General features: G+C 69.3%; 19 protein-coding genes. 12 read left to right on the forward strand and 7 right to left on the reverse strand.

Annotated elements, in window-relative coordinates; translation table 11 throughout:
* Positions 1-17 precede the first annotated feature (17 nt).
* The gene (locus SY2F82_RS02255) at positions 18-470 is read left to right on the forward strand and encodes a MarR family winged helix-turn-helix transcriptional regulator (RefSeq protein ID WP_200417206.1); all 453 of its coding nucleotides are present in this window, start codon (positions 18-20) and stop codon (positions 468-470) included.
* Positions 471-592: 122 nt separating this feature from the next.
* Here the strand turns inward: SY2F82_RS02255 and yjfF are convergent, their stop codons facing one another.
* From yjfF to SY2F82_RS02285, 6 genes are all read right to left on the reverse strand, one after another.
* Complete coding sequence (gene yjfF / locus SY2F82_RS02260; RefSeq protein ID WP_200417207.1) at positions 593-1,615, reverse strand: galactofuranose ABC transporter, permease protein YjfF; 1,023 nt, start codon at positions 1,613-1,615, stop codon at positions 593-595.
* A complete protein-coding gene (locus SY2F82_RS02265) occupies positions 1,615-2,712 on the reverse strand; it encodes an ABC transporter permease (protein ID WP_200417208.1) in 1,098 nt (365 codons plus the stop codon). Before SY2F82_RS02265 ends, yjfF begins: the two co-directional genes overlap by 1 nt.
* Complete coding sequence (locus SY2F82_RS02270) at positions 2,709-4,247, reverse strand: sugar ABC transporter ATP-binding protein (RefSeq protein WP_200417209.1); 1,539 nt, start codon at positions 4,245-4,247, stop codon at positions 2,709-2,711. Before SY2F82_RS02270 ends, SY2F82_RS02265 begins: the two co-directional genes overlap by 4 nt.
* A gap of 94 nt (positions 4,248-4,341) precedes the next feature.
* Positions 4,342-5,346, reverse strand: a complete 1,005-nt coding sequence (locus tag SY2F82_RS02275; protein ID WP_200417210.1) for an ABC transporter substrate-binding protein — start codon at positions 5,344-5,346, stop codon at positions 4,342-4,344.
* Between the two features lie 139 nt (positions 5,347-5,485).
* On the reverse strand, positions 5,486-6,502 hold the full coding sequence (locus SY2F82_RS02280; protein WP_374707125.1) for a LacI family DNA-binding transcriptional regulator: 1,017 nt from the start codon (positions 6,500-6,502) through the stop codon (positions 5,486-5,488).
* Between the two features lie 474 nt (positions 6,503-6,976).
* Positions 6,977-7,771 carry a hypothetical protein gene (locus tag SY2F82_RS02285; protein WP_200417212.1) on the reverse strand — a complete coding sequence of 265 codons (795 nt, stop codon included), beginning with the start codon at positions 7,769-7,771 and terminating at the stop codon, positions 6,977-6,979.
* Positions 7,772-8,078: 307 nt separating this feature from the next.
* On the opposite strand from SY2F82_RS02285, the gene SY2F82_RS02290 reads away from it, so the two are divergent.
* From SY2F82_RS02290 to SY2F82_RS02335, 10 genes are all read left to right on the forward strand, one after another.
* A complete protein-coding gene (locus tag SY2F82_RS02290; RefSeq protein WP_200417213.1) occupies positions 8,079-9,242 on the forward strand; it encodes a mandelate racemase/muconate lactonizing enzyme family protein in 1,164 nt (387 codons plus the stop codon).
* Positions 9,239-10,243, forward strand: a complete 1,005-nt coding sequence (locus tag SY2F82_RS02295) for a zinc-binding dehydrogenase (protein ID WP_200417214.1) — start codon at positions 9,239-9,241, stop codon at positions 10,241-10,243. The genes SY2F82_RS02290 and SY2F82_RS02295 overlap by 4 nt, the downstream gene beginning before the upstream one ends.
* Positions 10,244-10,365: 122 nt before the next feature.
* Entirely contained in the window at positions 10,366-11,334 is a 969-nt protein-coding gene (locus SY2F82_RS02300; RefSeq protein WP_200417215.1) for a hypothetical protein, read from the forward strand.
* Between the two features lie 127 nt (positions 11,335-11,461).
* Positions 11,462-12,571 (forward strand): multiple monosaccharide ABC transporter substrate-binding protein, encoded by a 1,110-nt coding sequence (chvE, locus tag SY2F82_RS02305; protein WP_200417216.1) that lies wholly within the window; start codon positions 11,462-11,464, stop codon positions 12,569-12,571.
* A gap of 45 nt (positions 12,572-12,616) precedes the next feature.
* Positions 12,617-14,167: a multiple monosaccharide ABC transporter ATP-binding protein gene (mmsA, locus tag SY2F82_RS02310; protein ID WP_200417217.1), complete on the forward strand. Its 1,551-nt coding sequence runs from the start codon at positions 12,617-12,619 to the stop codon at positions 14,165-14,167.
* Positions 14,164-15,408, forward strand: coding sequence for a multiple monosaccharide ABC transporter permease (mmsB, locus tag SY2F82_RS02315; RefSeq protein WP_200417218.1), 1,245 nt, complete (start codon positions 14,164-14,166; stop codon positions 15,406-15,408). The genes mmsA and mmsB overlap by 4 nt, the downstream gene beginning before the upstream one ends.
* Positions 15,409-15,448: 40 nt before the next feature.
* On the forward strand, positions 15,449-16,531 hold the full coding sequence (locus tag SY2F82_RS02320; protein WP_200417775.1) for an aldose epimerase family protein: 1,083 nt from the start codon (positions 15,449-15,451) through the stop codon (positions 16,529-16,531).
* A 113-nt stretch (positions 16,532-16,644) separates the two neighbouring features.
* Entirely contained in the window at positions 16,645-18,291 is a 1,647-nt protein-coding gene (locus SY2F82_RS02325) for a histidinol-phosphate transaminase (RefSeq protein WP_200417219.1), read from the forward strand.
* Between the two features lie 392 nt (positions 18,292-18,683).
* Positions 18,684-19,406 carry a LysM peptidoglycan-binding domain-containing protein gene (locus tag SY2F82_RS02330; RefSeq protein WP_200417220.1) on the forward strand — a complete coding sequence of 241 codons (723 nt, stop codon included), beginning with the start codon at positions 18,684-18,686 and terminating at the stop codon, positions 19,404-19,406.
* A gap of 199 nt (positions 19,407-19,605) precedes the next feature.
* Positions 19,606-21,189 (forward strand): substrate-binding domain-containing protein, encoded by a 1,584-nt coding sequence (locus SY2F82_RS02335; protein WP_236041051.1) that lies wholly within the window; start codon positions 19,606-19,608, stop codon positions 21,187-21,189.
* A gap of 19 nt (positions 21,190-21,208) precedes the next feature.
* On the opposite strand, the gene SY2F82_RS02340 is transcribed toward SY2F82_RS02335, so the two are convergent.
* On the reverse strand, positions 21,209-21,667 hold the full coding sequence (locus tag SY2F82_RS02340) for an Rrf2 family transcriptional regulator (RefSeq protein ID WP_200417221.1): 459 nt from the start codon (positions 21,665-21,667) through the stop codon (positions 21,209-21,211).
* A gap of 39 nt (positions 21,668-21,706) precedes the next feature.
* On the opposite strand from SY2F82_RS02340, the gene SY2F82_RS02345 reads away from it, so the two are divergent.
* Positions 21,707-24,703: a beta-galactosidase gene (locus SY2F82_RS02345; protein WP_200417222.1), complete on the forward strand. Its 2,997-nt coding sequence runs from the start codon at positions 21,707-21,709 to the stop codon at positions 24,701-24,703.
* The last annotated feature ends 14 nt before the right edge of the window (positions 24,704-24,717 follow it).

A 24,717-nucleotide genomic window follows, 5' to 3' on the forward strand; every position in this document is an offset into this window, starting at 1 on the left:
CGGGTATCCTGAAGCGCATGGCCACTCCGCGGAAGACCCCTCGCCCCGACGCCCTGACCCTGGAAGTCGTCGAGCTCATCGGCGAGGTGGTGGCCCGCTTCTACGAGGACTACGAGACCGCGGCCGGCGAGCACGCGCTGACGGGCGCGCAGGCACGCCTGCTCAGCCTTCTGTCGCTGGAGCCGCTGCCGATGCGCAAGCTGGCCCAGAAACTGAAGTGCGAGCCGTCGAACGTCACCGGCATCGTCGACCGCCTGGAGTCCCGCGGCCTGGTCGAACGCCGCCCGGACCCGGCGGACCGCCGTGTGAAGCTGGCCGCGGCGACGGACGACGGCCGCCGCGTCGCCCGCAGCCTGCGCGAGTCACTGCGCTTCGCGAAAGAGCCCTTGGCCGCGCTCACCGAGGAGGAGCGCCACGTGATGCGGGGGCTGTTGCAGCGGATGCTGACCGGGGACACCCAGGTGTACTGAGAACGGAGAACGAGGGATGCGGCAGACCCTGTCGGCCATGCGCGCCACCGGGGCGGAAACGGCTGAGCGGTCCGGTGCACGGCGTGCCCCGGACCGCTCGGACTGGGAACGTCCCTATTGGATCAGGTCTTCCTGCGGGTCGTCATGAACCGCTGGACCAGGATGAACGCGCACAGCAGCACACCGGTGGCGATCTTCGTCCACCAGGAGCTGAGCGTGCCCTCGAACTGGATGATGCTCTTGATCAGGCCCAGCACCAGCACACCGAACAGGGTTCCCAGCACGTAGCCGGAGCCACCCGTCAGCAGCGTGCCGCCGATGACGACCGCGGCGATCGCGTCGAGTTCCATGCCGGTCGCGTGCAGCGGGTCGCCGGACTGGATGTACAGGGTGAACAGCAGGCCGGCGAGCGCCGAGCAGAAGCCGCTCACCGTGTACACAGCGATCTTCGTGCCGCCCTGCGGGAGGCCCATCAGCATGGCCGACTGCTCGTTGCCGCCGATGGCGTACACCCTGCGCCCGAAGCGCGTGTAGTGCAGGACGTAGAACGCCACGGCGAGGACGACCAGCGCGACGATCGCACCGAGCGACAGGAAGCCCACCCCCAGCGACACCTGCGCCTGGGCCATGCGGCTCACCGAGGAGTCGCTGATGGAGATCGACTCCTTGCTGATGACCAGGCACAGGCCGCGGAAGAGGAAGAGGCCGGCGAGGGTCACAATGAAGGGCTGGATCTCGAAGTTGTGGATCACATAGCCCATCAGGAAGCCCCCGAAGGCACCCACGGCCAGCGCCATGGGAATCACGAGCGGCAGCGGCACCCCCTGGCGCTCCACCAGCCAGGCCGTGAACATCGTGGTGAAACCGATCATCGAGCCGACGGACAGGTCGATGCCGCCGGACAGGATGACGAAGGTGGCGCCGACGGCCGCGACCAGCAGATAGCCGTTGTCGATGAACAGGTTCAAGAAGACCTGCGGTTCGGCGAACCCGTAGTACTGGTAGCGGCTCAGGCCCACGCCGTACATCACGAGGAAGAGCAGTGCCGTCGCGACGACGGGCAGGCGCGGGTCACCGAGCAGACGCCGCGCCTTGGACGGGGTACGGCTGTCCGGCGCCGTGGGGCTCTGGGTGGTCGCGCTCATCACGACACCTCCATCTTGGGAGCGGCGTCGGCCGCCGCGGCGGTGTCCGCCGGGGGCGCGGTCGGCGTGGCGCTCCCCTTCGTGCCGAACCTGGCACCGAACAGCCTGGCGCGGAACTTCGGGGACTGCAGCAGGCAGACGACGATGACGACGGCGGCCTTGAAGACCAGGTTGGTCTGGGTCGGCACACCGATGGTGTAGATCGTGGTGGTCAGGGTCTGGATGACCAGGGCGCCGACCACCGTGCCGCCGACGGAGAACCGGCCGCCCAGGAGCGAGGTGCCGCCGATCACCACCGCGAGGATCGCGTCGAGTTCGATCCACAGGCCGGCGTTGTTGCCGTCCGCGGCCGAGGTGTTGGAGCTGATCATCAGGCCCGCGATGCCGGCGCACAGCGCACAGAACACGTACACCATGATCTTGATGCGCAGGGACCTGATGCCCACCAGGCGGCTGGCCTCGGCGTTGCCGCCGACCGACTCGACGAGCAGACCGAGTGCCGTGCGGCGGGTCAGCGCGACGGTGACGGCCACGACCACGGCCACCACGAAGATGGAGAACGGCAGCGTCAGCCAGTAGCCGCCGCCGATCAGCTTGTACGGGTCGCTGTTCACGGTGATGATCTGGCCGCCGCTGATCAGCTGGGCGACACCGCGACCGGCGACCATGATGATCAGCGTGGCGATGATCGGCTGGATGCCCATCCTGGCAACCAGGAAGCCGTTCCACAGACCGCAGACGACTGCGGCCAGCAGGCCCAGGCCCATGGCGAGCAGCACTCCCGACAGGGCGTTCTGGTCGGCCTGGTGGCTGATGTACGAGCAGGCCAGCGCTCCGGTGATGGCGACCACCGCGCCGACGGAGAGGTCGATGCCGCCGGTCGCGATGACCAGGGTCATGCCGACTGCCACCAGGATGAGGGGCGATCCGAACAGCACGATGGAGACGAGGCTGCCGTAGAGGTGACCGCCCGACATCCGCACGGAGAAGAAGTCGGGCGTAAAGGGAACGTTGACGAGCAGCAGGAGGACGAGGACCGCCACCGGCCAGAAGAGGTGGTGTTGGGTCAGCGCTCGCCATCGGGAAGGGGTGGTCACTGGTGCTCTCCGCTCGCGATGGTCTCCAGGATCCGGCTGGTGGTGATCTCGGGCCCGTTGGCGATCTGCGCCACCAGCCGGCGGTCGCGCAGTACTCCGATGGTGTGACTGAGCCGGAGTACCTCCTCCAGCTCGGCCGCGATGTACAGGACGGACATGCCGTCCTCGGAGAGGGAGACCACGAGCTTCTGGATCTCCGCCTTCGCGCCGATGTCGATGCCGCGCGTCGGCTCGTCCAGGATCAGCAGCTTCGGCTGGGTGATCAGCCAGCGGGCCAGCAGCACCTTCTGCTGGTTGCCGCCGCTGAGCTGTCCGACCCGGGCCTCCGGATTGGCGGGGCGGATGTCCAGCGCCTTGATGTACTTGGCGACGAGTTCGTCGCGCTGCGAGACGGGGATGGGCCGGGTCCAGCCGCGCGCGGCCTGCAGGGCCAGGATGATGTTCTCCCGCACCGTCAGATCCGGCACCAGCCCCTCGGTCTTGCGGTTCTCGGAGCAGAACGCGACGCCGGCGCCGATCGCGTCGTTGGGAGCACTCATCGACACCTGCTTGCCGCCGATGGACACCGTGCCGCTGTCCGGCTGGTCGGCGCCGAAGAGCAACCGGGCGAGTTCGGTCCGTCCCGATCCGAGCAGGCCGGCGAGCCCGACCACCTCGCCCTTCTTGATCTCCAGGTCGAAGGGTGCGATGCCGCCGATCCTGCCGAGGCCGTCCGCCCGGAGCAGCGTCTCGCCGAGGTCGGAGTGCAGCTGCTGGTCGTGAAGCTCCTCCAGCTGGTCCAGTGCCTTGCCGAGCATGAGCTGGACGAGACCGACCTGATCGAGGTCGCGCACCATGTGCTCACCGACGAGGGTGCCGTTGCGCAGCACGGTCATCCGGTCGCAGACCTCGTAGATCTGATCGAGGAAGTGCGAGACGAACAGAATCGCGACGCCCTCGTCCCTCAACCGCCGCATGAGGGCGAACAGTTCGAGGACCTCGTCCCGGTCGAGGCTGGAGGTCGGCTCGTCGAGGATCAGCACCTTGGTGCCCGGTGCCTCGTCGCCGCTGCCGCCGGTGCCCACCGACCGCACGATCGCGACCAGTTGCTGCACGGCCAGCGGGTACGAGGACAGGGGTGCGGTGACGTCGATGTCGAGGCCGAGCCGGTCGACGAGCTCTGCCGCCTCCTTGCGCAGCCGCTTCCACTGGATGCGGCCCATGCGGGTCGGTTCGCGCCCGATGAAGATGTTCTCCGCCACCGACAGGTTCGGGCAGAGGTTGACCTCCTGGTAGACCGTGCTGATACCGGCCTGCTGCGCCTGCAGCGGGCTGCCGAACCGCACGGACTTCCCGTCCAGCGTGACCGTGCCGCCATCCAGGGAGTAGACCCCCGTCAGCACCTTGATCAGGGTGGACTTGCCCGCGCCGTTCTCGCCGATCAGGGCGTGGATCTCGCCGGGGAAGAGCCGGAAGTCGACGTCCGACAGAGCCCGTACCCCCGGGAACTCTTTGACAATGCCCGTCATTTCCAGGACGGGCCGCGGCTCTGCCATGGCAGCGCTCCTATTGAGACTGGTTCAGGCCCGCAGGGAGCCCCGTGACCGAGGGCTCGGCCGGACGGGGGCTCCCTGCCGTGGGCGCGGTCGGTCAGTACTTGCGGTTCGGGAGCGCGGCTGCGGCCTGGTCCTGCATGAAGTCGCCCTCCTTGGTCTTGATCCAGCGCTCGACCGTCTGGCCCTCGTGAACCTTCTTCACGACCTCCATGAGCTGGGGGCCGAGCAGCGGGTTGCACTCGACAATGGCGTTGATCTTGCCCTGGGACATGGCGACGAAGCCGTCGTGGACGCCGTCGATCGAGACGATCAGGATGTCCTTGCCGGGCTTCTTGCCCGCCGCCTCGATGGACTGGATGGCGCCGAGGGCCATGTCGTCGTTGTGCGCGAAGAGCACGTTGACGTCCGGGTTGGACTGCAGGAAGGCCGCCATGACCTGCTTGCCGCCGGCGCGGGTGAAGTCACCGGTCTGGCTGACGACGATCTTCCAGTCGTCCTTGTGCTGCGCGTCCATGACCTCCTTGAAGCCCTTGGCGCGCTCGATCGCCGGGGCGGCGCCGGTGGTGCCCTCCAGCTGGGCGATCTTCACCGCACCCTTGTGGCCAGCCTTCTCCAGGACCTTCTCCAGGATCCTCGCGGCGCGGCGGCCCTCGTCGGTGAAGTCGGAGCCGACCAGGGTCACATACAGCGAGTCGTCGGAGGTCTCCACCGAGCGGTCGGTGAGAACCACCGGGATCTTCGCGGCCTTGGCCTCCTTGAGCACCGCGTCCCAGCCGGTGACGACCACCGGCGAGAAGGCGATGACGTCCACCTTCTGCGCGATGTAGCTGCGGATGGCGGAGATCTGGTTCTCCTGCTTCTGCTGGGCGTCGGAGAACTTGAGGTTGTAACCCGCCGCCTTGGCCGCGTCCTTCACGGAGGTGGTGTTGGCGCTGCGCCAGCCGCTCTCGGATCCGACCTGGGAGAAGCCGAGGGTGATCGTCTTGCTGCCGCCCCCGGAGGAGCCGGAGGAACTGTTGTCCTTCTTGGCACAGGCCGCCAGGCCACCCGCGGCCGCCACGCCGACCGCCGCCGTGAGGAAGTTCCTTCTGTTGAGCATGTTCTTCTCCTTTGAAGAGCCGACCCGGGGGATGGGACCCGCTGGTGCTGGAGGGGAGCCGGCCGCGGTGCGTCCAGCCTGTCGATCATTGTTCGAAATATCGGCCACGCTGCTGCGCGCGGTGCGGCCGACCGGTCGGTCAGTGGGGTACGCCCTCCGTTCGAGCGGCGTACGGGAAAGTGCTGGCGCGGACGACGAGTTGGGGTTCGATCGTGATCCGGGCCGTGGTGGCGGGTGGCCGGCCCTCGATCAACTCCAGGAGCAGCGCGATGCCGCGCTTGCCCACTGCCGAGAAGTCCTGCCGAACGGTGGTGAGAGGAGGAGCGTAGAACTCCGACTCCGGGATGTCATCGAAACCGACCACCGCGACGTCCTGGGGCGTTCGGACTCCCGCCTCACGCAGGGCCCGCAACACCCCCAGTGCCATCTGGTCGTTGGCCGCGAAGACGGCGGTCAGCCCTCGGCCCACCCAGCCGGCCAGTTCCTGGCCGGCGCGGTACCCCGACAGCGGACTCCAGTCCCCGCGCAGCGGGACGGGCGCCTCGACGCCCGCCGCATCCAAGGTCGCCCGCCAGCCGGCGGCCCGGTCGGCCGCCTCCTGCCAGTCCTCGGGCCCGGCGAGGTGCCAGACCGTGCGGTGGCCGGCGGCCAGCAGATGACTGGTGGCCAGCGTCGCTCCCAGGTGCTGGTCCACACTGACGCCGGGAATGTCGACGCCCGGCGCGCTGCCCACGACCACCACCGGGAAGGGGTAACGGAGTTCGGCGAGAGCGTCCACCGCCGACTGCTGCGGAGCGATGGTGACCACTCCTTCCACTCCGCCCTCGCTGAGGTGGTCCATGGCTTCGGAGAGCGTCTCCATGGTCAGCTTGCGCAGGCTGACCGTCGAGACCAGATATCCCTCGGCGCGGGCCGCTTCTTCGAGCGCGAACAACGTACTGGCCGGCCCGTAGAGGGTGGTGTCGGAGGCGACCACACCCAGCGTCCGGGTGCGCCGGGTCACCAGGGCCCGTGCGGAGGAGTTGCGGCGATAGCCCATCTCCTCGATCACGCGCAGCACCCTGGCCCGTGTCGCGTCCCGCACATTGGGGTGGTCCCCCAGCACACGGGACACGGTCTGGTGGGACACACCGGCCACGCGCGCCACGTCCGCCATGGTGGGCGGTCGAAGTTCACTGTCTGGCACGACCACCCCTCCTCTGGCGCTCGCCTGCCGGTAACTCCTGCGATGTGGGCGGTTGTCGCCGCGCCGCGGGTTTCGCTCCGTGGTTCCGGAAAGCCCGACGGTACGCGCGGGAGGGGCGAGTTGGCGCGCTGTGCATATGGCCCTCGCACCTCCCGTCCTGCGTTGACCGCTCACTGGTGAATGCGGGGGCTATTGTGAGCGCTAACAATTCACGGGAGTCAAGAGGGCTGCACCGATATCGTCGTTCACGGTTGAATAACGCACCTGGCGGCGGCACGTCCGCCATGGTCAAAGGCCCGGAGCAGGCCACGGGCACCCGTGTCGAGCGGCAGCTCGGCAACGCCGCGGCGACCGAGACGAGTCGACGTGAGCCCCACTGGGGCCGTTCGGAACACGAGGGCGTCGGGCAAGCCGCCTCCCGAACATCACCCTCCAGCCGTCGCCCTACGTGCACCACCACAGGAAGCGCGTGCACGTCTGGGAGGGCGAGGGATCCGGCTTCGACGTCGTGGGATCCGCCGTCGGCCTGCCCGTCTCGGCCGGGCGCGTCGTCGCCGGACCCTGCGTCGGCGTGACCGGCGAAGCGCCCGCGGTCGCCGACCGGGTGGCCTTGCCGCCGGCGCTCTTGGACGCGGAGGGCGACGGGGAATCCGAGGCCGATGCGGACGCCGAGGGGTTCGGTGACATCGAACCGGTGCCCGTGCTCGTCGGGCCGTCCAGGGACCGTGCCGGCCGTGCCGTCCTCTGCGCCTGCGACGACGTACCGCCCTCGGCATTCGCACCCCCCGCCGCCGGGGGCCCGGGGTCGGCGAAGGGCGCGTCGACGCCGAGTTCCGCGAGACTCAGGCCGCCCGCCGCGAGGACGAAACCCGCGGTGATCAGGAGGGTGCGCCGGCGGCGTCGGCGGTGGGCCGCGGCCTTGCGGTCACGACGACTGGTACTGCCACCGACGGCCGGTCCGGTCGCCTGCTCGTCGGCTTCCCGTCCAGTCCCTCGCCGACGCCCCTCTGCCCGGCGCCTGGCCGCCCGCCCCTGCGGCACGCTTCCGTCGTCGGGACCGTGCATGTGCTGGTCCGGACTGCCGGAGTCCTCGTCGCCGTACGGCTCGGCGGCGATGTCCGACTGCGGAGCGACGTCCGCTTCCTCCGCATGCGCGCGGAGTTCTTCGACTGCTGTGCCGCACCCCGGGCATGCGAGGGCGCCATTGAGGTGCCGTCGGCACGGGTGGCAGAAGTCCATGACGCGGGAAGACTAGGTCCCCCGTCGGGGACGTTCCCAGGAGCCTCTGTGAAAGTTATGTGGGAAACAGGCCGTTCGGGCGCGGCGACTTGATACCGGCACTCCACATTCCGCACCATCTCGCGGCATCCCCTCGGCAACCCCGGCATCCCCCGCCCATCCCCCCGATGCCGGCACAAAAGTAGCCTGAGAAAGTATCGGAACCGTTACTCGTTCGCCCCATTGACACTCCCGCCGCACCAAACTTACTGTCTGGCCAGCATTTCGAACGAGTGACGAAATCTCGAACAGCTGAAAGGCGAGCTCCGTGCGCATCACCGGAATCAGCACACACGTGGTCGGGACGCCCTGGCGGAATCTGACGTACGTACAGGTGCACACCGACGAGGGCATCACGGGCGTGGGCGAGACCCGCATGCTGGGCCACACCGACGCGCTGATCGGCTACCTCAAAGAGGCCGAGGTCAATCACATTCTCGGCTCGGACCCGTTCGCTGTCGAGGACCTGGTCCGCCGTATGAAGTACGGCGACTACGGGCGCGCGGGTGAGATCGTGATGTCCGGCATCGCCGTGGTCGAGATGGCCTGCTGGGACATCAAGGGCAAGGCCCTCGGGGTGCCCGTCTGGCAGCTGCTCGGCGGCAAGGTCACCGACAAGGTCAAGGCTTACGCGAACGGGTGGTACACCACCGAGCGGACGCCGGAGGCCTATCACAAGGCCGCCCAGGGGGTCATGGAGCGCGGGTACCGGGCCCTCAAGATCGACCCCTTCGGTACCGGCCACTTCGAGCTCGACCACGAGCAGACCATGTACGCGGTCTCCCTCATCGAGGCTGTGCGCGACGCCATCGGGCCGGAGGCCGAGCTGATGCTGGAGATGCACGGCCGCTTCTCCCCCGCGACCGCCGTGCGGCTCGCCAAGGAGCTGGCGCCGTTCAAGCCCGCCTGGCTTGAGGAGCCGGTTCCGCCGGAGAACCTCAAGGCGCTCGAGAAGGTCGCCGCCAAGGTCGACATGCCGGTCGCCACGGGCGAGCGCATCCACGACCGCATCGAGTTCCGCGAGCTGTTCGACAGCCAGGCCGTGGACATCATCCAGCCCGACCTCGGCCACATCGGCGGCATCTGGGAGACGCGGAAGCTGGCCGCGACCGCCGAGACGCACTACATGCTGGTGGCGCCGCACAACGTGGGCGGCTCGGTACTCACCGCCGCCTCCCTCCAAGTCGGCTTCACCACGCCGAACTTCAAGATCCTCGAGCACTTCAACGACTTCGCGGACGCGGAGATCAAGAAGGTGGTCAAGGGTGCCCCGCAGGTGAACCCGGAGGACGGCTGCTTCCACCTCTCCGACGCCCCGGGCCTCGGTGTGGAACTGGACACCGACGCGGCGGCCGAGTTCCCGCAGCAGCGGGCCCACTTCGACCTGTGGGCCGAGGGCTGGGAAAGGCGCAACCCGAAGGACGGGCAGTGACCACCGCCGTAGTCGTGGAGGCGCCCGGCGCTTACCGGCTCGAGGAGCACACACCGCGCGAGCCCGGCCCGGGCGAGGCGCTGGTGCGGGTCCACGCGGTCGGCATTTGCGGCAGCGACCGCGAGGTCTACCAGGGCAACCGGCCCGAGGGCTACGTGCGCTACCCGCTCACTCCCGGCCACGAGTGGTCCGGCACGGTGGAGGCGGTCGGCGCCGGGGTGCCCGAGTCGCTGGTCGGCCGCAAGGCCGTCGGGGAGGGCTTCCGCAACTGCCAGGTCTGCGACCGCTGCCACGCGGGCGAGACGACGCTGTGCACCTCGGGGTACGAGGAGACGGGCTTCACCCAGCCCGGCGCGATGGCCACCACCCTCACGCTCCCGGCCCGCCTGCTGCACATCCTGCCGGACGACGCCGATCTCACGGCGGCGGCCCTGCTGGAGCCGGCCGCCTGCATCGCGGCCGCCGCGCTGAAGGGGAACGCACAGCCGGGCGAGCGGGTCGCGGTCGTCGGCACGGGCACGCTCGGCATGTTCGCCGTGCAGTTCCTGAAGGCGGTCTCGCCCTCGGAGCTGCTGGTGGTGGGCACCAGGAACGACCGCGAGGCGCTGTCGCGGCGGTTCGGCGCGACCGACTTCCGCACCAAGGACCAAGAGCTCCCCGACGACTTCGACGTCGTCATCGAGACCGCCGGGTCCGCCTCCGCCGCGCGCACCTCCGCCTCGCTGCTGCGGCGCGGCGGGCGGCTCGTCCTGACGGGCATCCCGGCGCCGGGCGCCGAGGGCCTGGACCCGACCGACCTCGTCGTACGGCAGCTGGAGGTGCACACCGTCTTCGGTGCGCCGCCGGACGCCTGGGCGCACGCGGTGCGGGTCTTCGGCGCGGGGCTGCTCGATCCGCTGCGGCTGGTCACGCACGAGCTGCCGCTCACCGAGTTCCCGCAGGCCATCGAGCTGGTGGGGTCCGGCGACCCGAAGGTCGGCAAGGTCCTGCTACGACCGTGACACCCCTAGAGCCGTACGCCGGTACGGAGTTACCTGACGAGCTCCGTACCGGCGTACCACCAGGCCCACCCGCACCCCGAGCCGCGAACTTCGTCCGATATACCGAACATGAAGGACTCCTCGTGACCACCGACTCCGCTACGGCAGCCCGCAGGCCCGGTGAGCAGGCGCTCGCCGCGCTCGGCCTGGGCGCCCCCGCCCCCTCCCCCGCCGACGCCTCGCCGCACACCTTCCCCGGAGGCGGCCGCTGGCGCACCGAGATCCCCTCGTGCGAGGGGCCCGAGGCGCTCGCGGTGGTCCTCAAGGAGTCCTCCCGGCTCGATGTGCCGATCCACCGGATCAGCCAGGGCAGCGGCGTCTGGATGCTGACCGACGCCGAGATCACCGAGATGGTCGAGGCCACGGCCGAACGTGACATCGAGCTGTGCCTGTTCACGGGGCCGCGCGGCACCTGGGACATCGGCGGCTCGGTCCGCACCGACTCGCGCGGCGCGGGTCTGCGGGCTCGTGGCCACGACGCGGTCGCAGGCTGTGTCGAGGACGCCGTCCGGGCGACGGAGCTGGGCGTGAAGTGCCTGCTCGTCGCCGATGAGGGCGTGCTGTGGACTCTGCACCGCGCCCGCGAGAAGGGCATCATCCCGGCCGACACCACGCTGAAGGTCTCGGCGCTGATCGGCCCGGTCAACCCGGCCGCGTACGCCGTGTACGAGCGCCTGGGCGCGGACTCGGTCAACGTGCCCAGCGACCTGACGCTCGATCACCTCACCGAGATCCGGCGGGTCTCCGCCGCCCCCATGGACATGTACATCGAAGCGCCCGACGATCTCGGCGGCTATGTGCGCATGTACGAGGTCGCCGAGCTGATCCGGCGCGGCGCGCCGCTGTACCTCAAGTTCGGTCTGTCCAAGGCGCCCGGAATCTACCCGTACGGCAACCATATGCGGGAGCTGACCCTGGCCACCGCCAAGGAACGCGTGCGGCGCGGCCGGCTCGCCCTGGACCTGCTCGCACGCCACGGAGCGGACGGCGACATGGCGCCGCTCGGCTCCCGGCTGCCGGGCTCGCTCAACCGGTTCGCCATTCCGTCATAACGTTCCGGAAACTCGGCTTCACACCGGCCGACAACCCCGCGCAGAATCCCACACACCTGCTCTCGGTCGAGACTCCGCACGGCATCCGAACGACCGAACACCTCCCGCACAGCAAGGACTGATCATCATGCGCACTCGCAGAGCCGCTCTCACCGCGATAGCCGGAGCCGCCTCCCTCGCTCTCACCCTGACCGCCTGCGGCCAGAGCGGCGAGGGCGGCAGTAAGGAGAAGGCGGGCAGCGCCAAGGGCGGGACCATCGGCATCGCGATGCCGACCAAGTCCTCCGAGCGCTGGATCAACGACGGCAACAACGTCGTCAAGAACCTTCAGGCCGCGGGCTACAAGACCAAGCTGGTCTACGGGGAGGACGACCCCGACACCCAGGTATCCCAGATCGAGAACCTGATCACCCAGGGCGTCAAGGGCCTGATCATCGCGGCCATCGACAACAAGTCCCTGAACAACGTCCTCCAGCAGGCCGCACAGGCGAAGATCCCGGTCATCGCCTACGACCGCCTGATCCTCGGCACCAAGAACGTCGACTACTACGCCTCGTTCGACAACGAGAAGGTCGGCGTGCTGCAGGGCACCTACATCGTGCAGAAGCTCGGCCTGGACAAGGGCAAGAAGGGCCCCTTCAACATCGAGCTGTTCGCCGGCTCGAACGACGACAACAACACCAAGTACTTCTTCAACGGCGCGATGAGCGTGCTCCAGCCGTACATCGACAAGAAGGAGCTGGTGGTCAAGTCCGGGCAGACACAGCTCAACCAGGTCACCACGCTGCGCTGGGACGGCACCACCGCGCAGAAGCGCATGGAGGACATCCTCACCTCCGCCTACAAGAGCGGCAAGGTCGACGCGGTGCTCTCGCCCTACGACGGCATCTCCATCGGCATCCTGTCCGCGCTGAAGTCGGACGGCTACGGCTCGGCGAGCAAGCCGCTGCCGGTCATCACCGGCCAGGACGCCGAGCTCGCCTCGGTGAAGTCGATCATCGCCGGTCAGCAGACGCAGACCGTCTACAAGGACACCCGCCAGCTCGCCAAGGTCGCCGCGACCATGGTCGACGACGCCCTCAACGGCAAGACCCCGCAGGTCAACGACACCAAGACCTACAACAACGGCACCAAGATCGTCCCCGCCTACCTGCTGCAGCCGGTGAGCGTCGACAAGACGAACTACGAGGACGTGCTGGTCAAGGGCGGCTACTACACCGACGCCCAGCTCAAGTAACCGGCGTACACCCTCACCGACCGCACACGACTGGAAGGCACGACCATGGCGGGACCCGTCCTGGAAATGCGCTCGATCGTCAAGACCTTTCCCGGCGTCAAGGCGCTGTCGGACGTCACTCTGACCGTCCGTCAGGGCGAGGTCCACGCCATCTGCGGGGAGAACGGCGCCGGCAAGTCGACCTTGATGAAGGTCCTCTCCGGCGTCCACCCGCACGGCACGTACGAGGGGGAGATCCTCTTCGAGGGAGAGGTCTGCCGCTTCAAGGACATCCGGGCGAGCGAAGAGCACGGCATCGTGATCATCCACCAGGAGCTGGCGCTGGTGCCGTTTCTCTCCATCGCCGAGAACATCTTCCTCGGCAACGAACACGCCGCACGCGGATTCATCAACTGGAACGAGACGCTCAAGCACGCCACCGAACTGCTGCGCCGCGTCGGTCTCGACGAGCACCCGGAGACCCGGATCGCCGACATCGGCGTGGGCAAGCAGCAGCTCGTGGAGATCGCCAAGGCGCTCTCCAAGGACGTCAAGCTCCTCATCCTGGACGAGCCGACGGCGGCCCTGAACGACGAGGACAGCGGCAAGCTCCTCGATCTCATCCTGGAGCTGAAGAACCAGGGCATCACCTCGATCATCATCTCCCACAAGCTGAACGAGATCCGCAAGGTCGCCGACTCGGTGACGATCCTGCGCGACGGCCGCACCATCGAGACGCTGGACGTCAAGGCGCCGGAGACCACCGAGGAGCGGATCATCGCCGGCATGGTCGGCCGCGACCTCGACCACCGGTTCCCCGAGCGCTCCCCGCACGAGGCGGAGGAGGGCGCGGCGCCGGCCCTGGAGATCCGCAACTGGACCGTGTTCCACCCGATCGACCAGCAGCGCAAGGTCGTCGACGACGTGTCGATCCAGGTGCGGCGCGGGGAGATCGTCGGCATCGCGGGCCTGATGGGCGCGGGCCGTACCGAGCTGGCCATGAACGTCTTCGGGCGCACCTACGGCCGGTACGCGGGCGGCACGGTCCTCAAGGACGGCAAGGAGATCCGTACGAAGACCGTCGCCGAGGCGGTCGAGCACGGCATCGCCTACGTCACCGAGGACCGCAAGCACTACGGGCTGAACCTCATCGACACCATCAACCGCAACATCTCGCTGACCGCGCTGAACAAGGTGGCCAAGCGGGGCATCGTCGACGAGCACGAGGAGCGGCAGGTCTCCGAGGGCTTCCGCAAGACCATGAACATCAAGGCGCCGACCGTCTTCGAGCCGGTGGGCAAGCTGTCGGGCGGTAACCAGCAGAAGGTCGTCCTCAGCAAGTGGATCTTCGCGGGACCGGACGTGCTGATCCTGGACGAGCCCACCCGCGGCATCGACGTGGGCGCCAAGTACGAGATCTACACGGTGATCGACCAGCTGGCCGCGCAGGGCAAGGCGGTCGTCTTCATCTCCTCCGAGCTGCCGGAGCTGCTCGGCATGTGCGACCGCATCTACACCATGGCCGCCGGGCGGCTGACCGGAGAGGTTCCACGGGCCGAGGCCACCCAGGAAGTGCTGATGCGCCAGATGACGAAGGACAAAGAGGTAACCCGATGAGCACCGATGTGACCGCCAAGACCCCGGCCCCGGCGCCGCCGGGCAAGAGCGGATCGGCCACCAGCAGGGGCCTGCTCCAGCTGGTTCTGGGCGGCCTGCGCCGCAACATGCGCCAGTACGGGATGCTGATCGCGCTCGGCCTGATCGTCATCTTCTTCCAGGTGGCGACCGGCGGGGACCTGCTGCTGCCGCGCAACGTCTCCAACCTGGTGCTGCAGAACAGCTACATCCTGATCCTCGCGATCGGCATGATGCTGGTCATCATCGCCGGGCACATCGATCTGTCGGTCGGCTCGCTGACGGCGTTCGTGGGTGCGTTCGCGGCCGTGCTGACGGTGGAGCACAGTGTGGCGTGGCCCCTCGCGCTCGTGCTGTGTCTGCTGGTGGGCGCGGTGGCGGGCGCGGTGCAGGGATACCTCATCGCGTATCTCGGCATACCGTCGTTCATCGTCACCCTCGCGGGGATGCTGCTCTTCCGCGGCCTGACGGAGATCCTGCTCAAGGGACAGACCCTCGGCCCCTTCCCGGACGGGCTGCAGAAGCTCGGCAACGGCTTCCTGCCCGAGGTCGGCCCGAACACCAACTACCACAACCTCACGCTGCTGCTCGGCCTCGTCATGATCGCCGCCGTGGTGTGGCAGGAGGTGCGCGACCGGCGTCGCCAGCAGGAGTTCTCCCTGGACGTGCTGCCGGCCCGGATGTTCGCGCTGAAGATCGTCGCGATCGTCGCCGCCATCCTGGCCCTCACGATGCTGCTCGCCAGCTACCAGGGGGCGCCGATCATCCTCATCGTCCTCGGTGTCCTGGTGGTCGGCTACGGCTACGTCATGCGCAACGCCGTCTTCGGCCGTCACATCTACGCGATCGGCGGCAACCTGCCGGCCGCGAAGCTGTCCGGCGTGAAGGACAAGCGGGTCACCTTCCAGGTGTTCCTGAACATGGGAGTGCTCGCGGCCCTGGCGGGTCTGGTGGTCGCCGCCCGTCTGAACGCGGCCTCGCCGAAGGCGGGCGTGAACTTCGAGCTCGAGGCGATCGCCTCTTCCTTCATCGGTGGTGCGTCCATGAGCGGCGGTGTCGGTACCGTCCTCGGCGCGATCATCGGTGGTCTCGTGCTCGGTGTGCTGAACAACGGCATGAACCTCCTCAGCGTCGGCACCGACTGGCAGCAGGTCATCAAGGGCCTGGCCCTTTTGGTGGCGGTCGGCTTCGACGTGTGGAACAAGCGCAAGTCCGGTTCGTGAGCCGGTAAGGGCCCCCACCGAAAGGCGGGGGCCCTTTTCCCTGGGCACGGCGCAGGCAGCAGAAGGCAGGAAGCCCGTGAAGGAACTCTTCGGCAAGCTCGCCGACGGCACCAAGGTCTACCGCTGGTCCCTGGAGAACGGCGGGACCCGCCTGAAGGTCCTGAACTGGGGTGGTGTGGTCCAGGGCCTGGAGATCCCCGACCGGCACGGCCGCTGCGCCAACGTCTCCCTGGGCTTCGACAACATCGACGACTACGTGGCGAAGACCCCGTACTTCGGCGCCCTCATCGGCCGCTACGGCAACCGCATAGCCAAGGGCCGGTTCACCCTGGACGGCAAGGGCTACCAGCTCTCCGTCAACGACAGCGAGAACAGCCTGCACGGCGGCAAGCAGGGCTTCGACAAGCACATCTGGGACGTCGAGCCGTTCACCAGGGGCTCCGACGTGGGCCTGCACCTGTACTACACGAGCGTCGACGGCGAGATGGGCTACCCGGGCACGCTCAAGGCCAAGGTGACGTACACCCTCGACAAGCACGGCGACTGGCGCATCGACTACGAGGCCACCACCGACAAGGCCACCGTCGTCAACCTCACCAGCCACGTCTACTGGAACCTGGCCGGCGAGGGCAGCGGCACCATCGAGGACCACGAGCTGCAGATCGCCGCCTCCCGCTACACGCCCACCGACTCGGGCCTCATCCCCACCGGCGAGCTGGCGAAGGTCGCCGGCACCCCCTTCGACTTTCGCCACGCCAAGGCGGTCGGACGGGACATCCGGGCCGGCCACCCGCAGCAGGTGCAGGCCAAGGGCTACGACCACAACTGGGTCCTGGACAAGGGCGTCACCGCGAAGCCCGAGCACGTGGCCACGCTGCGCGACCCGCGATCGGGCCGCACCCTGAAGATCTCCACCGACCAGCCGGGCCTGCAGTTCTACTCGGGCAACTTCCTCGACGGCACCCTGGTCGGCACCAGCGGCCACACCTACCGCCAGGGCGACGCGCTGTGCCTGGAGACCCAGCACTTCCCGGACTCGCCGAACCACGCGAACTTCCCGTCGACCGTGCTGCGGCCCGGGCAGACGTACCGGACGACGACGATCCACTCGTTCAGCGCGTAAACGCGAGGGAACTCACACTCGACGCACACCAGTTGAACAACGCCACGTCCGCATCCGTATGAGTGGGTGGCCCGTGCTCCCCCGCACGGGCCACCCACCGTACGGAGGTTGCCTTGGCAGACAACGTCACCTCGCTGTTCCGCAGCTCCGCGGCGCACAGCCCCTCGATGGCGGCGCTGACACGGGAGAACGACGGAGTCGGCCCGGTGGACTTCTGCATCCCCTGCAACCCGTACTTCCCCACGCCCGCCATGTTCGAGGAGATGGCGGGCAAGCTGCGTGAGATCCTCACCTACTACCCGAGCGGCGCGGAGACGATCACGGCCGAGCTGTGCGGTCTGCTCCAGCTGCCGCCGCAGTGCGTCGCCATGGGCAACGGCTCCACCGAGCTGATCACCTGGATCGACCACCTGCTGGTCCGCGAGTCCCTCGCCGTCCCCGTCCCCACCTTCGGCCGCTGGACCGACCAGCCCATGGAGACCGGCAAGCGGGTCGACATGTTCCCGCTCCAGGAGTCCAGCGGCTTCTCCCTGGACCTCATCCAGTACGCCGAGTTCATCCGCAAGCGGGGCACCCGGGTCGCCGTCGTCTGCAACCCGAACAACCCCGACGGCGGCTACCAGTACAAGCACGCCCTGGTGCAGTTCATGGACCAGATGGCCGACCTCGACCTGGTCGTCGTGGACGAGTCCTTCCTGGAGTTCGCGGACGCCGAGGCCGACCCCAGCGTCGTGCAGGAGGCCATGCTGCGGCCCAACGTCGTCGTGCTGCGCAGCCTCGGCAAGAACTTCGGCCTGCACGGCATACGCTTCGGCTACCTGGTCGCCAACCCGTCGCTCGCGGGCCGGATCCGCTCCATGCTGCCGAAGTGGAACCTCAACTCCTTCGCCGAGCACGTGGTGTTCATGTTGAAGGAGCACGGGGCGGAGTACCAGCAGAGCCTGCAGCAGGTGCGCCGCGACCGTCTCGAGATGGCCAGCCACCTCTCGGCGCTGCCCGGCCTGACGGTCTACCCGTCCCAGGGCAACTTCCTCTTCGTGCGCCTCCCCGTCGGTGCCGAGGGCACCGTGGTCCGCGACCGGCTGCTCACCGAGCACCGGATCCTGGTCCGCGAGTGCGGCAACAAGATCGGCTCCTCCAGCCGCTTCCTGCGACTCGTGGTGCGCCCCCAGGTGGACGTGCGTCGCCTGGTGTCCGCCCTGGAGCAGGTGCTCTACGGGTCCAGGAGGGGAGCCGCCGTGCCCGAGCTGAGCCGGGGAACCGGTTACAGCTCGGGTACGGCGGCGGTGGACCGCCTGGTCAGCGAGACCAACGGGGCCGGGGTGCGGGGGCTCGCCGCCCGGGCCGTAGGGTCCGGTCCAGGGCTCCCGGCCGCCGCACCGCTCCCCGCCGCGCAGCCGGCCGTCGGCGGTACGCCGATGCCCGCGGCAGCCCAGGCCGCTCCCCTGCCTCCGGCGCCCTCGCCACTGCTCACGCCCGCACCCGCACCGGCTCCGGCCCCGCTGCCGACCCCCGCGCCCGCTCCGGTCCCCGCGCCCGCTCCGACGCCGTTCCCGGCGGCCGCCCCGGTCCCCGCGGCTGCCGCGGCGACCGGCCCCACCCCGCCGGGCGTTCCCGCGCGCGGCGGCCTGACCGCCGCCCAGGTGCGCGGCGTGACCGCGCCCGCCCCCGGCATCCCCGGCCTGGCACCGGCCCCGGCCACCGGCTGGCCCAGCCCGCCGGCCTGGCCGAACGCGGCGGGGATGGGGCAGGCGGGGTAGGACCGCGGCGCAGGTGCCGTCCGGGTGATACAAAAGCCACCGAGTTATTCCTTGATGTCCGATTTACTCCTATAAATACCAAGGAATCACCAAGCAACTGTTTCGCCCGTTGAATAACCGCACCCAAAATGCCGCTCGGCCCCGAGTGACGCAATTCACTTACGATGCACCTTAGTGCTTTTACCCGGTCCTTAACTCCCCGACTTTGCGGACATGCCCCAATCCGAGGCACGGGCGACAACTAGCCCGCTTAGTAAAAACGGGAATTGTCGAGTTATTCCCAGCGGCTAAGAATGTTCCCGCCGCAGCGCACCGCAAACGAAATGCGGTGCTGTTTGTCGAGGGGAACCGGCAACTGCGGGCAATGCAATCCCCGGACCAAGGACCGCACCATGCCCAAACACGCCTTCAACCGCTCGCGCCGGGCCCGCCGGTTCTCCACCGGCGGCGCCGTCACCGCTTGCTCTTTCGCCCTGGCCTGCACGGCCGTGCTCGGGGCGGCCCAGGCCGCCAACGCCGCTCCGGCCGCTTCGGCAGCCGTCGCGGGAACTCCGGCCGCGTCCACCGCTACGACCACATACGTCGTCCGGCTCGGCGACCACCTGGCTTCCATCGCACGGGCCCACAATGTGCCGGGCGGCTGGCAGGCCATCGCAGCGGCCAACAAGCTTTCCAGCCCCTACATCATCCGGCCGGGTCAGGTCTTGATTCTTCCCACCGGTTCTTCCTCGATCAAGAAAACCGTGTCCGCCGCGGCCACGAAAACCGCGCCGGCTTCCAGCGGCGTGATCTACGCCAACAATCTGGACGGCTGGATCAAGCACTCGCTGGCGGTCATGAAGCAGCACGGTATTCCGGGTTCCTACAACGGCATTTACCGCAATGTCATGCGCGAGTCCTCCGGCAACCCGAAGGCCATCAACCTCTGGGACTCCAACGCCGCGAAGGGCATCCCGTCCAAGGGCCTCCTCCAGGTCATCGACCCGACCTTCCGCGCCTACCACGTGCCGGGAACCTCGTGGAACATCTACGACCCGGTCGCCAACATCACCGCCGCGTGCAACTACGCCTACCACCGCTACGGCTCGATCGACAACGTCAACGGCCCCTACTGACGGGCCTGATCCGCGACTCGGGGTGGTGGCGCAGGGCAGCCACCACCCCGTCCGTGCCCAACGGCCGGAAAACGCCCGGTGTCCCGGGATGACATGCCAGTGAATTCACCATAGAAGACGACCTTTCCCCCTCCCCATCAGCCGCCCGCTCCGGCCACCATGACCTCCCCATCCACCTTGTGACGTCTGGGAGTCGGCCGTGAACGGCTTTCCCTGGGACACCGCCCTGGCCGTCGTCGGTCTGGCCGTCTCCGGTGCCGCGGCTCTGTGGGAGTTCGTCGTCGGCAGCCGGAAGCTCCTCGGCTACCGCGTGCAGATGGACACGACCGCCCAGGACGCGGCCGCCGCGCCGTACGCGGGAGTGCTGCGGCAGATGCAGCACAACGGCACGTCCCTGCACGACCCGTCGTTCGTCCTGCTGCGCATCGAGAACAGCGGCCGGGCCCCCATCGTGGAGGACGACTACCTGGCGCCCGACGGCGCCCGGGCCGGCATCCAGGTCACGTTCCGGGGCCGCCGGGTCGTCGGCATGGTCGTCACCGAACTCAGCCGCAGCGAGCTGCGCAGCTTCTTCGTCCCCTCCGGCAACGGCCAGGGCACCCCTCAGCCGGTGCCGGGCCTCGGGGTCAGCGACGGGCTCATCGAACTGCCCAAGGTGAAGCTGAACCGCCGCGACCACTACAAGGTGCTGGCGGTGCTGGAACGCGAGGCGGGCTTCACCGAGCAGACGTTCCCCGACCCGGAGGTGGTCGGCGGCATCGTGGGCGGGGTCCGCCGCGGCAGGATGCGAAGGACCGAGTACTACCCGTTCGCCGCCAAGCCGGTCCGGGTGCTGCTCGTCCTCCTGGTCCTGGTGCTCATCGGGCAGTCCCTGTTCATGCTCCTGCGCAGCGACCCGAAGCCCGCGCCGCTGGACTGCGCCAAGGGCACGCTCACCCTGTCCGGCTCCACCGCGTTCGCGCCGGTTCTGCGGGAGGCCGCGCGGCAGTACGAGAAGACGTGCCCCGACGCGCGCATCCCGCTCTCGAACGACACTTTCAAGGGCAGCGTCCCCGGGCTCAACGCCCTGGAGGCGGCAGGGAAACAGGACAAGCCGAAGGGCGGCAAGGGCCTCGGCGACCGTCTGGCGTTCAGCGACGGCCCCAAGAGCGGGACCGGCCACCCGCAACTGCTCCCCCGCCCTGTGGCCCTCTCCCTCTTCACGCTGGTCGTCAACCCGGACGCGGGCGTGAAGGACCTGCCGCTGAAGCAGATCAGGGAGATCTACGCCGGCAGGATAACCAACTGGAAGCAGGTCAACGGCAACGACGTGCCCATCCACCTCGTGAGCCGCTACCCCGGTTCCGGCACCCGCATCACCCTCGAACTCCGCGTCCTCGGCAACCAGCGACTGCCGGGCGTCACGGCGAGCGACTGCGTCGCCATGGACACCGCCGAGCCGGGCCGCTGCGAGGTCGGCGACACCCAGACCCTCCTGGACACCGTGGCCTCGACCCCGGGCGCCCTGGGCCACAGCGAGGTCGGAGCGGCCACGGCCCACGCCGGCATCCAGCCCGTCCGCATCGACGGCTACCCGGCCACGCTGGAGGGCGTCGACGGCGGCGCCTACCCGTACTGGCAGACCGAGTACGCCTACACCTACGGCGAACCACCCGCCGACTCCCTCGCCGCAGGCTTCCTGCGCTATCTCTCCGACGAGGTCGGCAAGGACGTCATCCGCTCCCACGGCGACCGCCCCTGCGCGGAACTGGCCAAACCGCTGCTGTGCCGTCCGAGTGGGTAGCCCGCCTCGGTGCCGAGTCTCACGGGTTCTCCCACGACGCCGGTTCCGCGGCCAGGCGGCGGACCGGTTCCGGGAGGGTGTCCGTCGCGATGTCGGCGAGCGTGACGCCCTCGAGGATCTTGCGTACGTTCGCCCGCAGGGCGATCCACAGGGGCAGGAGCGGCTGCGCCGAGCCGGTGTAGGTGAGGCCCGTGGGCCGCTCCCCCCGTACCGACACGATCGGACCGTCCACCGCGCGGATGACGTCCGCCACGGTGATCGCGGACGGCTCCCGGGCCAGCGCGTAGCCTCCGGTGCCGCCGCGTCGGCTGGTGACCAGGCCCGCGCGGCGCAGATCGCCCAGGATGCCCTCCAGGAACTTGTGCGGAATGCCCTGCGCGGCCGCGACCGTCTCCGCCTTCACCGGTGCCGTGTCCTCGCGCACGGTCAGCTCCAGCGCCGCCCGTACCGCGTAATCCGCCCGTGCCGAGATCCTCATGCGGCCATTGTCATGCCTGCCACGGGTGACAATCCTCGCGTGGCGATGAGCAGACGTACATTCCATATGATCACCGGCACCGCCGCGCTCGGTCTGGCGCTCGGCGGCAGCGGTGAGGTGCGGGCCGCCGTGAGCGCCCCGACCGGTCCGCCCCCGGATCCTCGGCGGGCGGACGGACGGGCGCACACCGTCGGCTTCGACCGGTACTCGATGCTCGTCGACGGCCGGAGGGTCGTGCTGTGGTCGGGCGAGATGCACCCGTTCCGGCTGCCGAGCCCGTCACTGTGGCGGGACGTGCTGCAGAAGATGCGCGCCCACGGGTACAACACCGTCAGCGTCTATGTGGCGTGGAACTTCCACTCCTCCGCCCCCGGCCACCATGACTTCACGGGCGTCCGCGACCTGGACCTGTTCCTGCGCACCGCCGCCGAAACCGGTCTGTACGTGATCCTGCGCCCGGGCCCCTACATCAACGCCGAGGTCGACGCGGGCGGCTTCCCCGGCTGGCTGACGGCGACGCCGGGCACGGCCCGCACCTCCGATCCGACGTATCTGGGTCACGTCGACGAGTGGCTGACGGCCGTCAACCGGATCGCCGTACGGCACCTGTACACGCGCGGCGGCGGCACGATCGTCCTCTACCAGCTCGAGAACGAGTACGCGAACCACGTCACCGAGGCCGCCGGCCGCGACTACATGGCCCACCTGTACGCCAAGGTCCGCGCCGACGGCATCGATGTGCCGCTCTTCCACAACGACAAGGGCCGCAACGGCTACTGGGCGCCCGGCACCTTCGACACCGGCGGGGAGCGGGGGCGCTGGCTGTACGGCTTCGACGGGTATCCGTCCCCGTTCCGCCCGCCGCCGGACTGGGGGTACTTCGGGCCGGGCGGGACCAAGGGCGGGTCCACCGCGAGTCCCGGCACGCCGGGCTTCCTGGCCGAGTTCGGGGGCGGCTGGTTCGACCCGTGGGGCGGGGCCGAGTTCGGCGGGAAGGGGTACGCGGAGTCGCGCCGCACCCGGGACGCGGCGTACGAGCGGCGCTTCTACCTGACCAACCTCGCCAACGGCATCAGGATCCACAACGTGTACATGACGTTCGGCGGCACGTCGTGGGGGTGGCTGCCCGCGCCGGTCGTCTACACGTCGTACGACTACGGCGCCGCCCTCGACGAGGCCAGGCAGCCGACCGCCAAGCTGGTCCCGATGCACCAGATCGGGCATCTGCTGCACACCGTGCCGGACCTGGCCGAGCTGGACCGGGCGGAGGACGTCGACGTCGGCGGCGGCTCGGAGCTCAGGGCGTATCACCTGGTCAATCCGGGCACCGGCGCGCACGTGTACGTGCTGCGCAACGACGCCTCCGGTGAGGCCGAGGCCGCCGTCCCCGTCGCCGGGACCACCGTCCGGGTGCGCGTGCCTGGCCTCGACGCCCGGCTGCTGGCCGCCGGGATCTCGCTCGGGCGGCGGACGCTGCGGTACTCCTCCGCGCAGCCCATGCTGCGGCTGGCCGTCGGGCGGCAGGACGTCGCCGTGTTCACGGGCCGTTCGGGCGAGGCGACGACGACCGTCCTGGAGTGCGCGCGCGAGCCGAGGGTCACCGTGCTGGAGGGGGACGCGGCGCACAATTACGCACGGGGCGCCCTGCGCCTGGACGTGCGGCTCGACGGGCTCGTCCGGGTGCTGGTGGAGGGCGGAGGCGTGGCGCGTCCGCTGCTGCTCCTCCTCGCGGACGACGAGACGTCCGTACGGCTATGGCCCCACCACACACCGTCGGGGCCGTTCCTGGTGCACGGGCCCGCCCTGCTGCGCACCGCCGAGCGTCGCGGCACCACCGCACAGCTCACCGGCGACACGGTCGACGACGCCGATCTGGAGGTGTGGGCGCCGCCCGGAGTGACCGAGGTCTTCTGGAACGGTGCTCCCGTGCCCGCGCGCGGCACCCCGTCCGGCAGTGTGCGCGCCACCCGGCGGCTGCCGGGCGCGGCACCGGTCCGGCTGCCCGCGCTGACCGGGTGGCGCCGGAGGGCGGAGAACCCCGAGGCCGCCGTTGGCTTCGACGACTCGGCGTGGCGGACGGCCGACCGGACGACGTCGTACGCCACGACTCCTGTGCCGGCCGGACAGCCCGTCCTCTTCGCCGACGACTACGGCTTCCACTACGGGGACGTCTGGTACCGGGGCCGTTTCGAGGGAGCGGCGGGCGCCGAGTCCGTGTCGCTGGCGTACGTGTCCGGCACACAGGGGTTGCTGATGGCGTGGCTGGACGGGAAGCCGCTGGGCACCCACCGGATGCCCGTGCCGGACGCCAGGACGGTGCGGCGGGGGACGTGGTCGGCCACGGCGACGTTCCCCATCGCGCCGGGTGAGGGACCGCACGTGCTGTCGGTGCTGGTCCGGCGCATGCAGCACGACGAGGACGGCGGGGCGAACGACAGCCACAAGGCGGGCCGGGGCCTGGTCTCCGTCGCCTTCGACGGGGCGTCGCCCGCGGTGCGCTGGCGGATCCAGGGCGAGGCCGCCCCGGACCCGGTGCGCGGCCCGCTGAACAACGGCGGGCTGTACGGGGAGCGGCACGGCTGGCATCTGCCCGGGTTCCCGGACGGCGACTGGGAGGCGGTCCCGCTTCCGCGTGCCGAGCGGGGGCAGGGTGTGGTCTGGTACCGGACGCGGTTCCGGTTGGCCGTCGCTCCCGGCACGGACGCGTCCATCGGGCTCACCCTGACGGACGATCCGGCGCGTGCCTACCGGGCGCAGATCTTCCTCAACGGCTGGAACATGGGCCAGTACATCAACGACGTGGGCCCCCAGCACACCTTCGTCCTGCCCAACGGCGTGCTCGACACCCGGGGCCCGAACACGCTCGCGCTGGCGGTCCTCGCCGACGGGACCACCCCGTCGGGGCCGGGCACCGCCGAACTGACGCTGCTGGGACGGACGGCCGGGGGAGTCCCGGTGACGCTGGTGGACTCCCCCGGCTTTGCGACCCGGAAAGACCGTTCACTCCGGGCACAGTCCAGGGCCTCCACCCGGTGATGACCGGGCGGAGG

The sequence above is a fragment of the Streptomyces sp. Y2F8-2 genome (assembly GCF_014905555.1).
GTDB lineage: Bacteria > Actinomycetota > Actinomycetes > Streptomycetales > Streptomycetaceae > Streptomyces > Streptomyces cynarae.

Coding starts and splice junctions, on each gene's coding strand:
- SY2F82_RS02280 (WP_374707125.1), bottom strand. CDS start 6,502: ATGGCGGACGTGGCGCGCGTGGCCGGTGTGTCCCACCAGACCGTGTCC.
- SY2F82_RS02340 (WP_200417221.1), bottom strand. CDS start 21,667: ATGAGGATCTCGGCACGGGCGGATTACGCGGTACGGGCGGCGCTGGAG.
- SY2F82_RS02330 (WP_200417220.1), top strand. CDS start 18,684: ATGCCCAAACACGCCTTCAACCGCTCGCGCCGGGCCCGCCGGTTCTCC.
- SY2F82_RS02275 (WP_200417210.1), bottom strand. CDS start 5,346: ATGCTCAACAGAAGGAACTTCCTCACGGCGGCGGTCGGCGTGGCGGCC.
- SY2F82_RS02285 (WP_200417212.1), bottom strand. CDS start 7,771: ATGGACTTCTGCCACCCGTGCCGACGGCACCTCAATGGCGCCCTCGCA.
- chvE (WP_200417216.1), top strand. CDS start 11,462: ATGCGCACTCGCAGAGCCGCTCTCACCGCGATAGCCGGAGCCGCCTCC.
- SY2F82_RS02270 (WP_200417209.1), bottom strand. CDS start 4,247: ATGGCAGAGCCGCGGCCCGTCCTGGAAATGACGGGCATTGTCAAAGAG.
- mmsB (WP_200417218.1), top strand. CDS start 14,164: ATGAGCACCGATGTGACCGCCAAGACCCCGGCCCCGGCGCCGCCGGGC.
- mmsA (WP_200417217.1), top strand. CDS start 12,617: ATGGCGGGACCCGTCCTGGAAATGCGCTCGATCGTCAAGACCTTTCCC.
- yjfF (WP_200417207.1), bottom strand. CDS start 1,615: ATGAGCGCGACCACCCAGAGCCCCACGGCGCCGGACAGCCGTACCCCG.
- SY2F82_RS02255 (WP_200417206.1), top strand. CDS start 18: ATGGCCACTCCGCGGAAGACCCCTCGCCCCGACGCCCTGACCCTGGAA.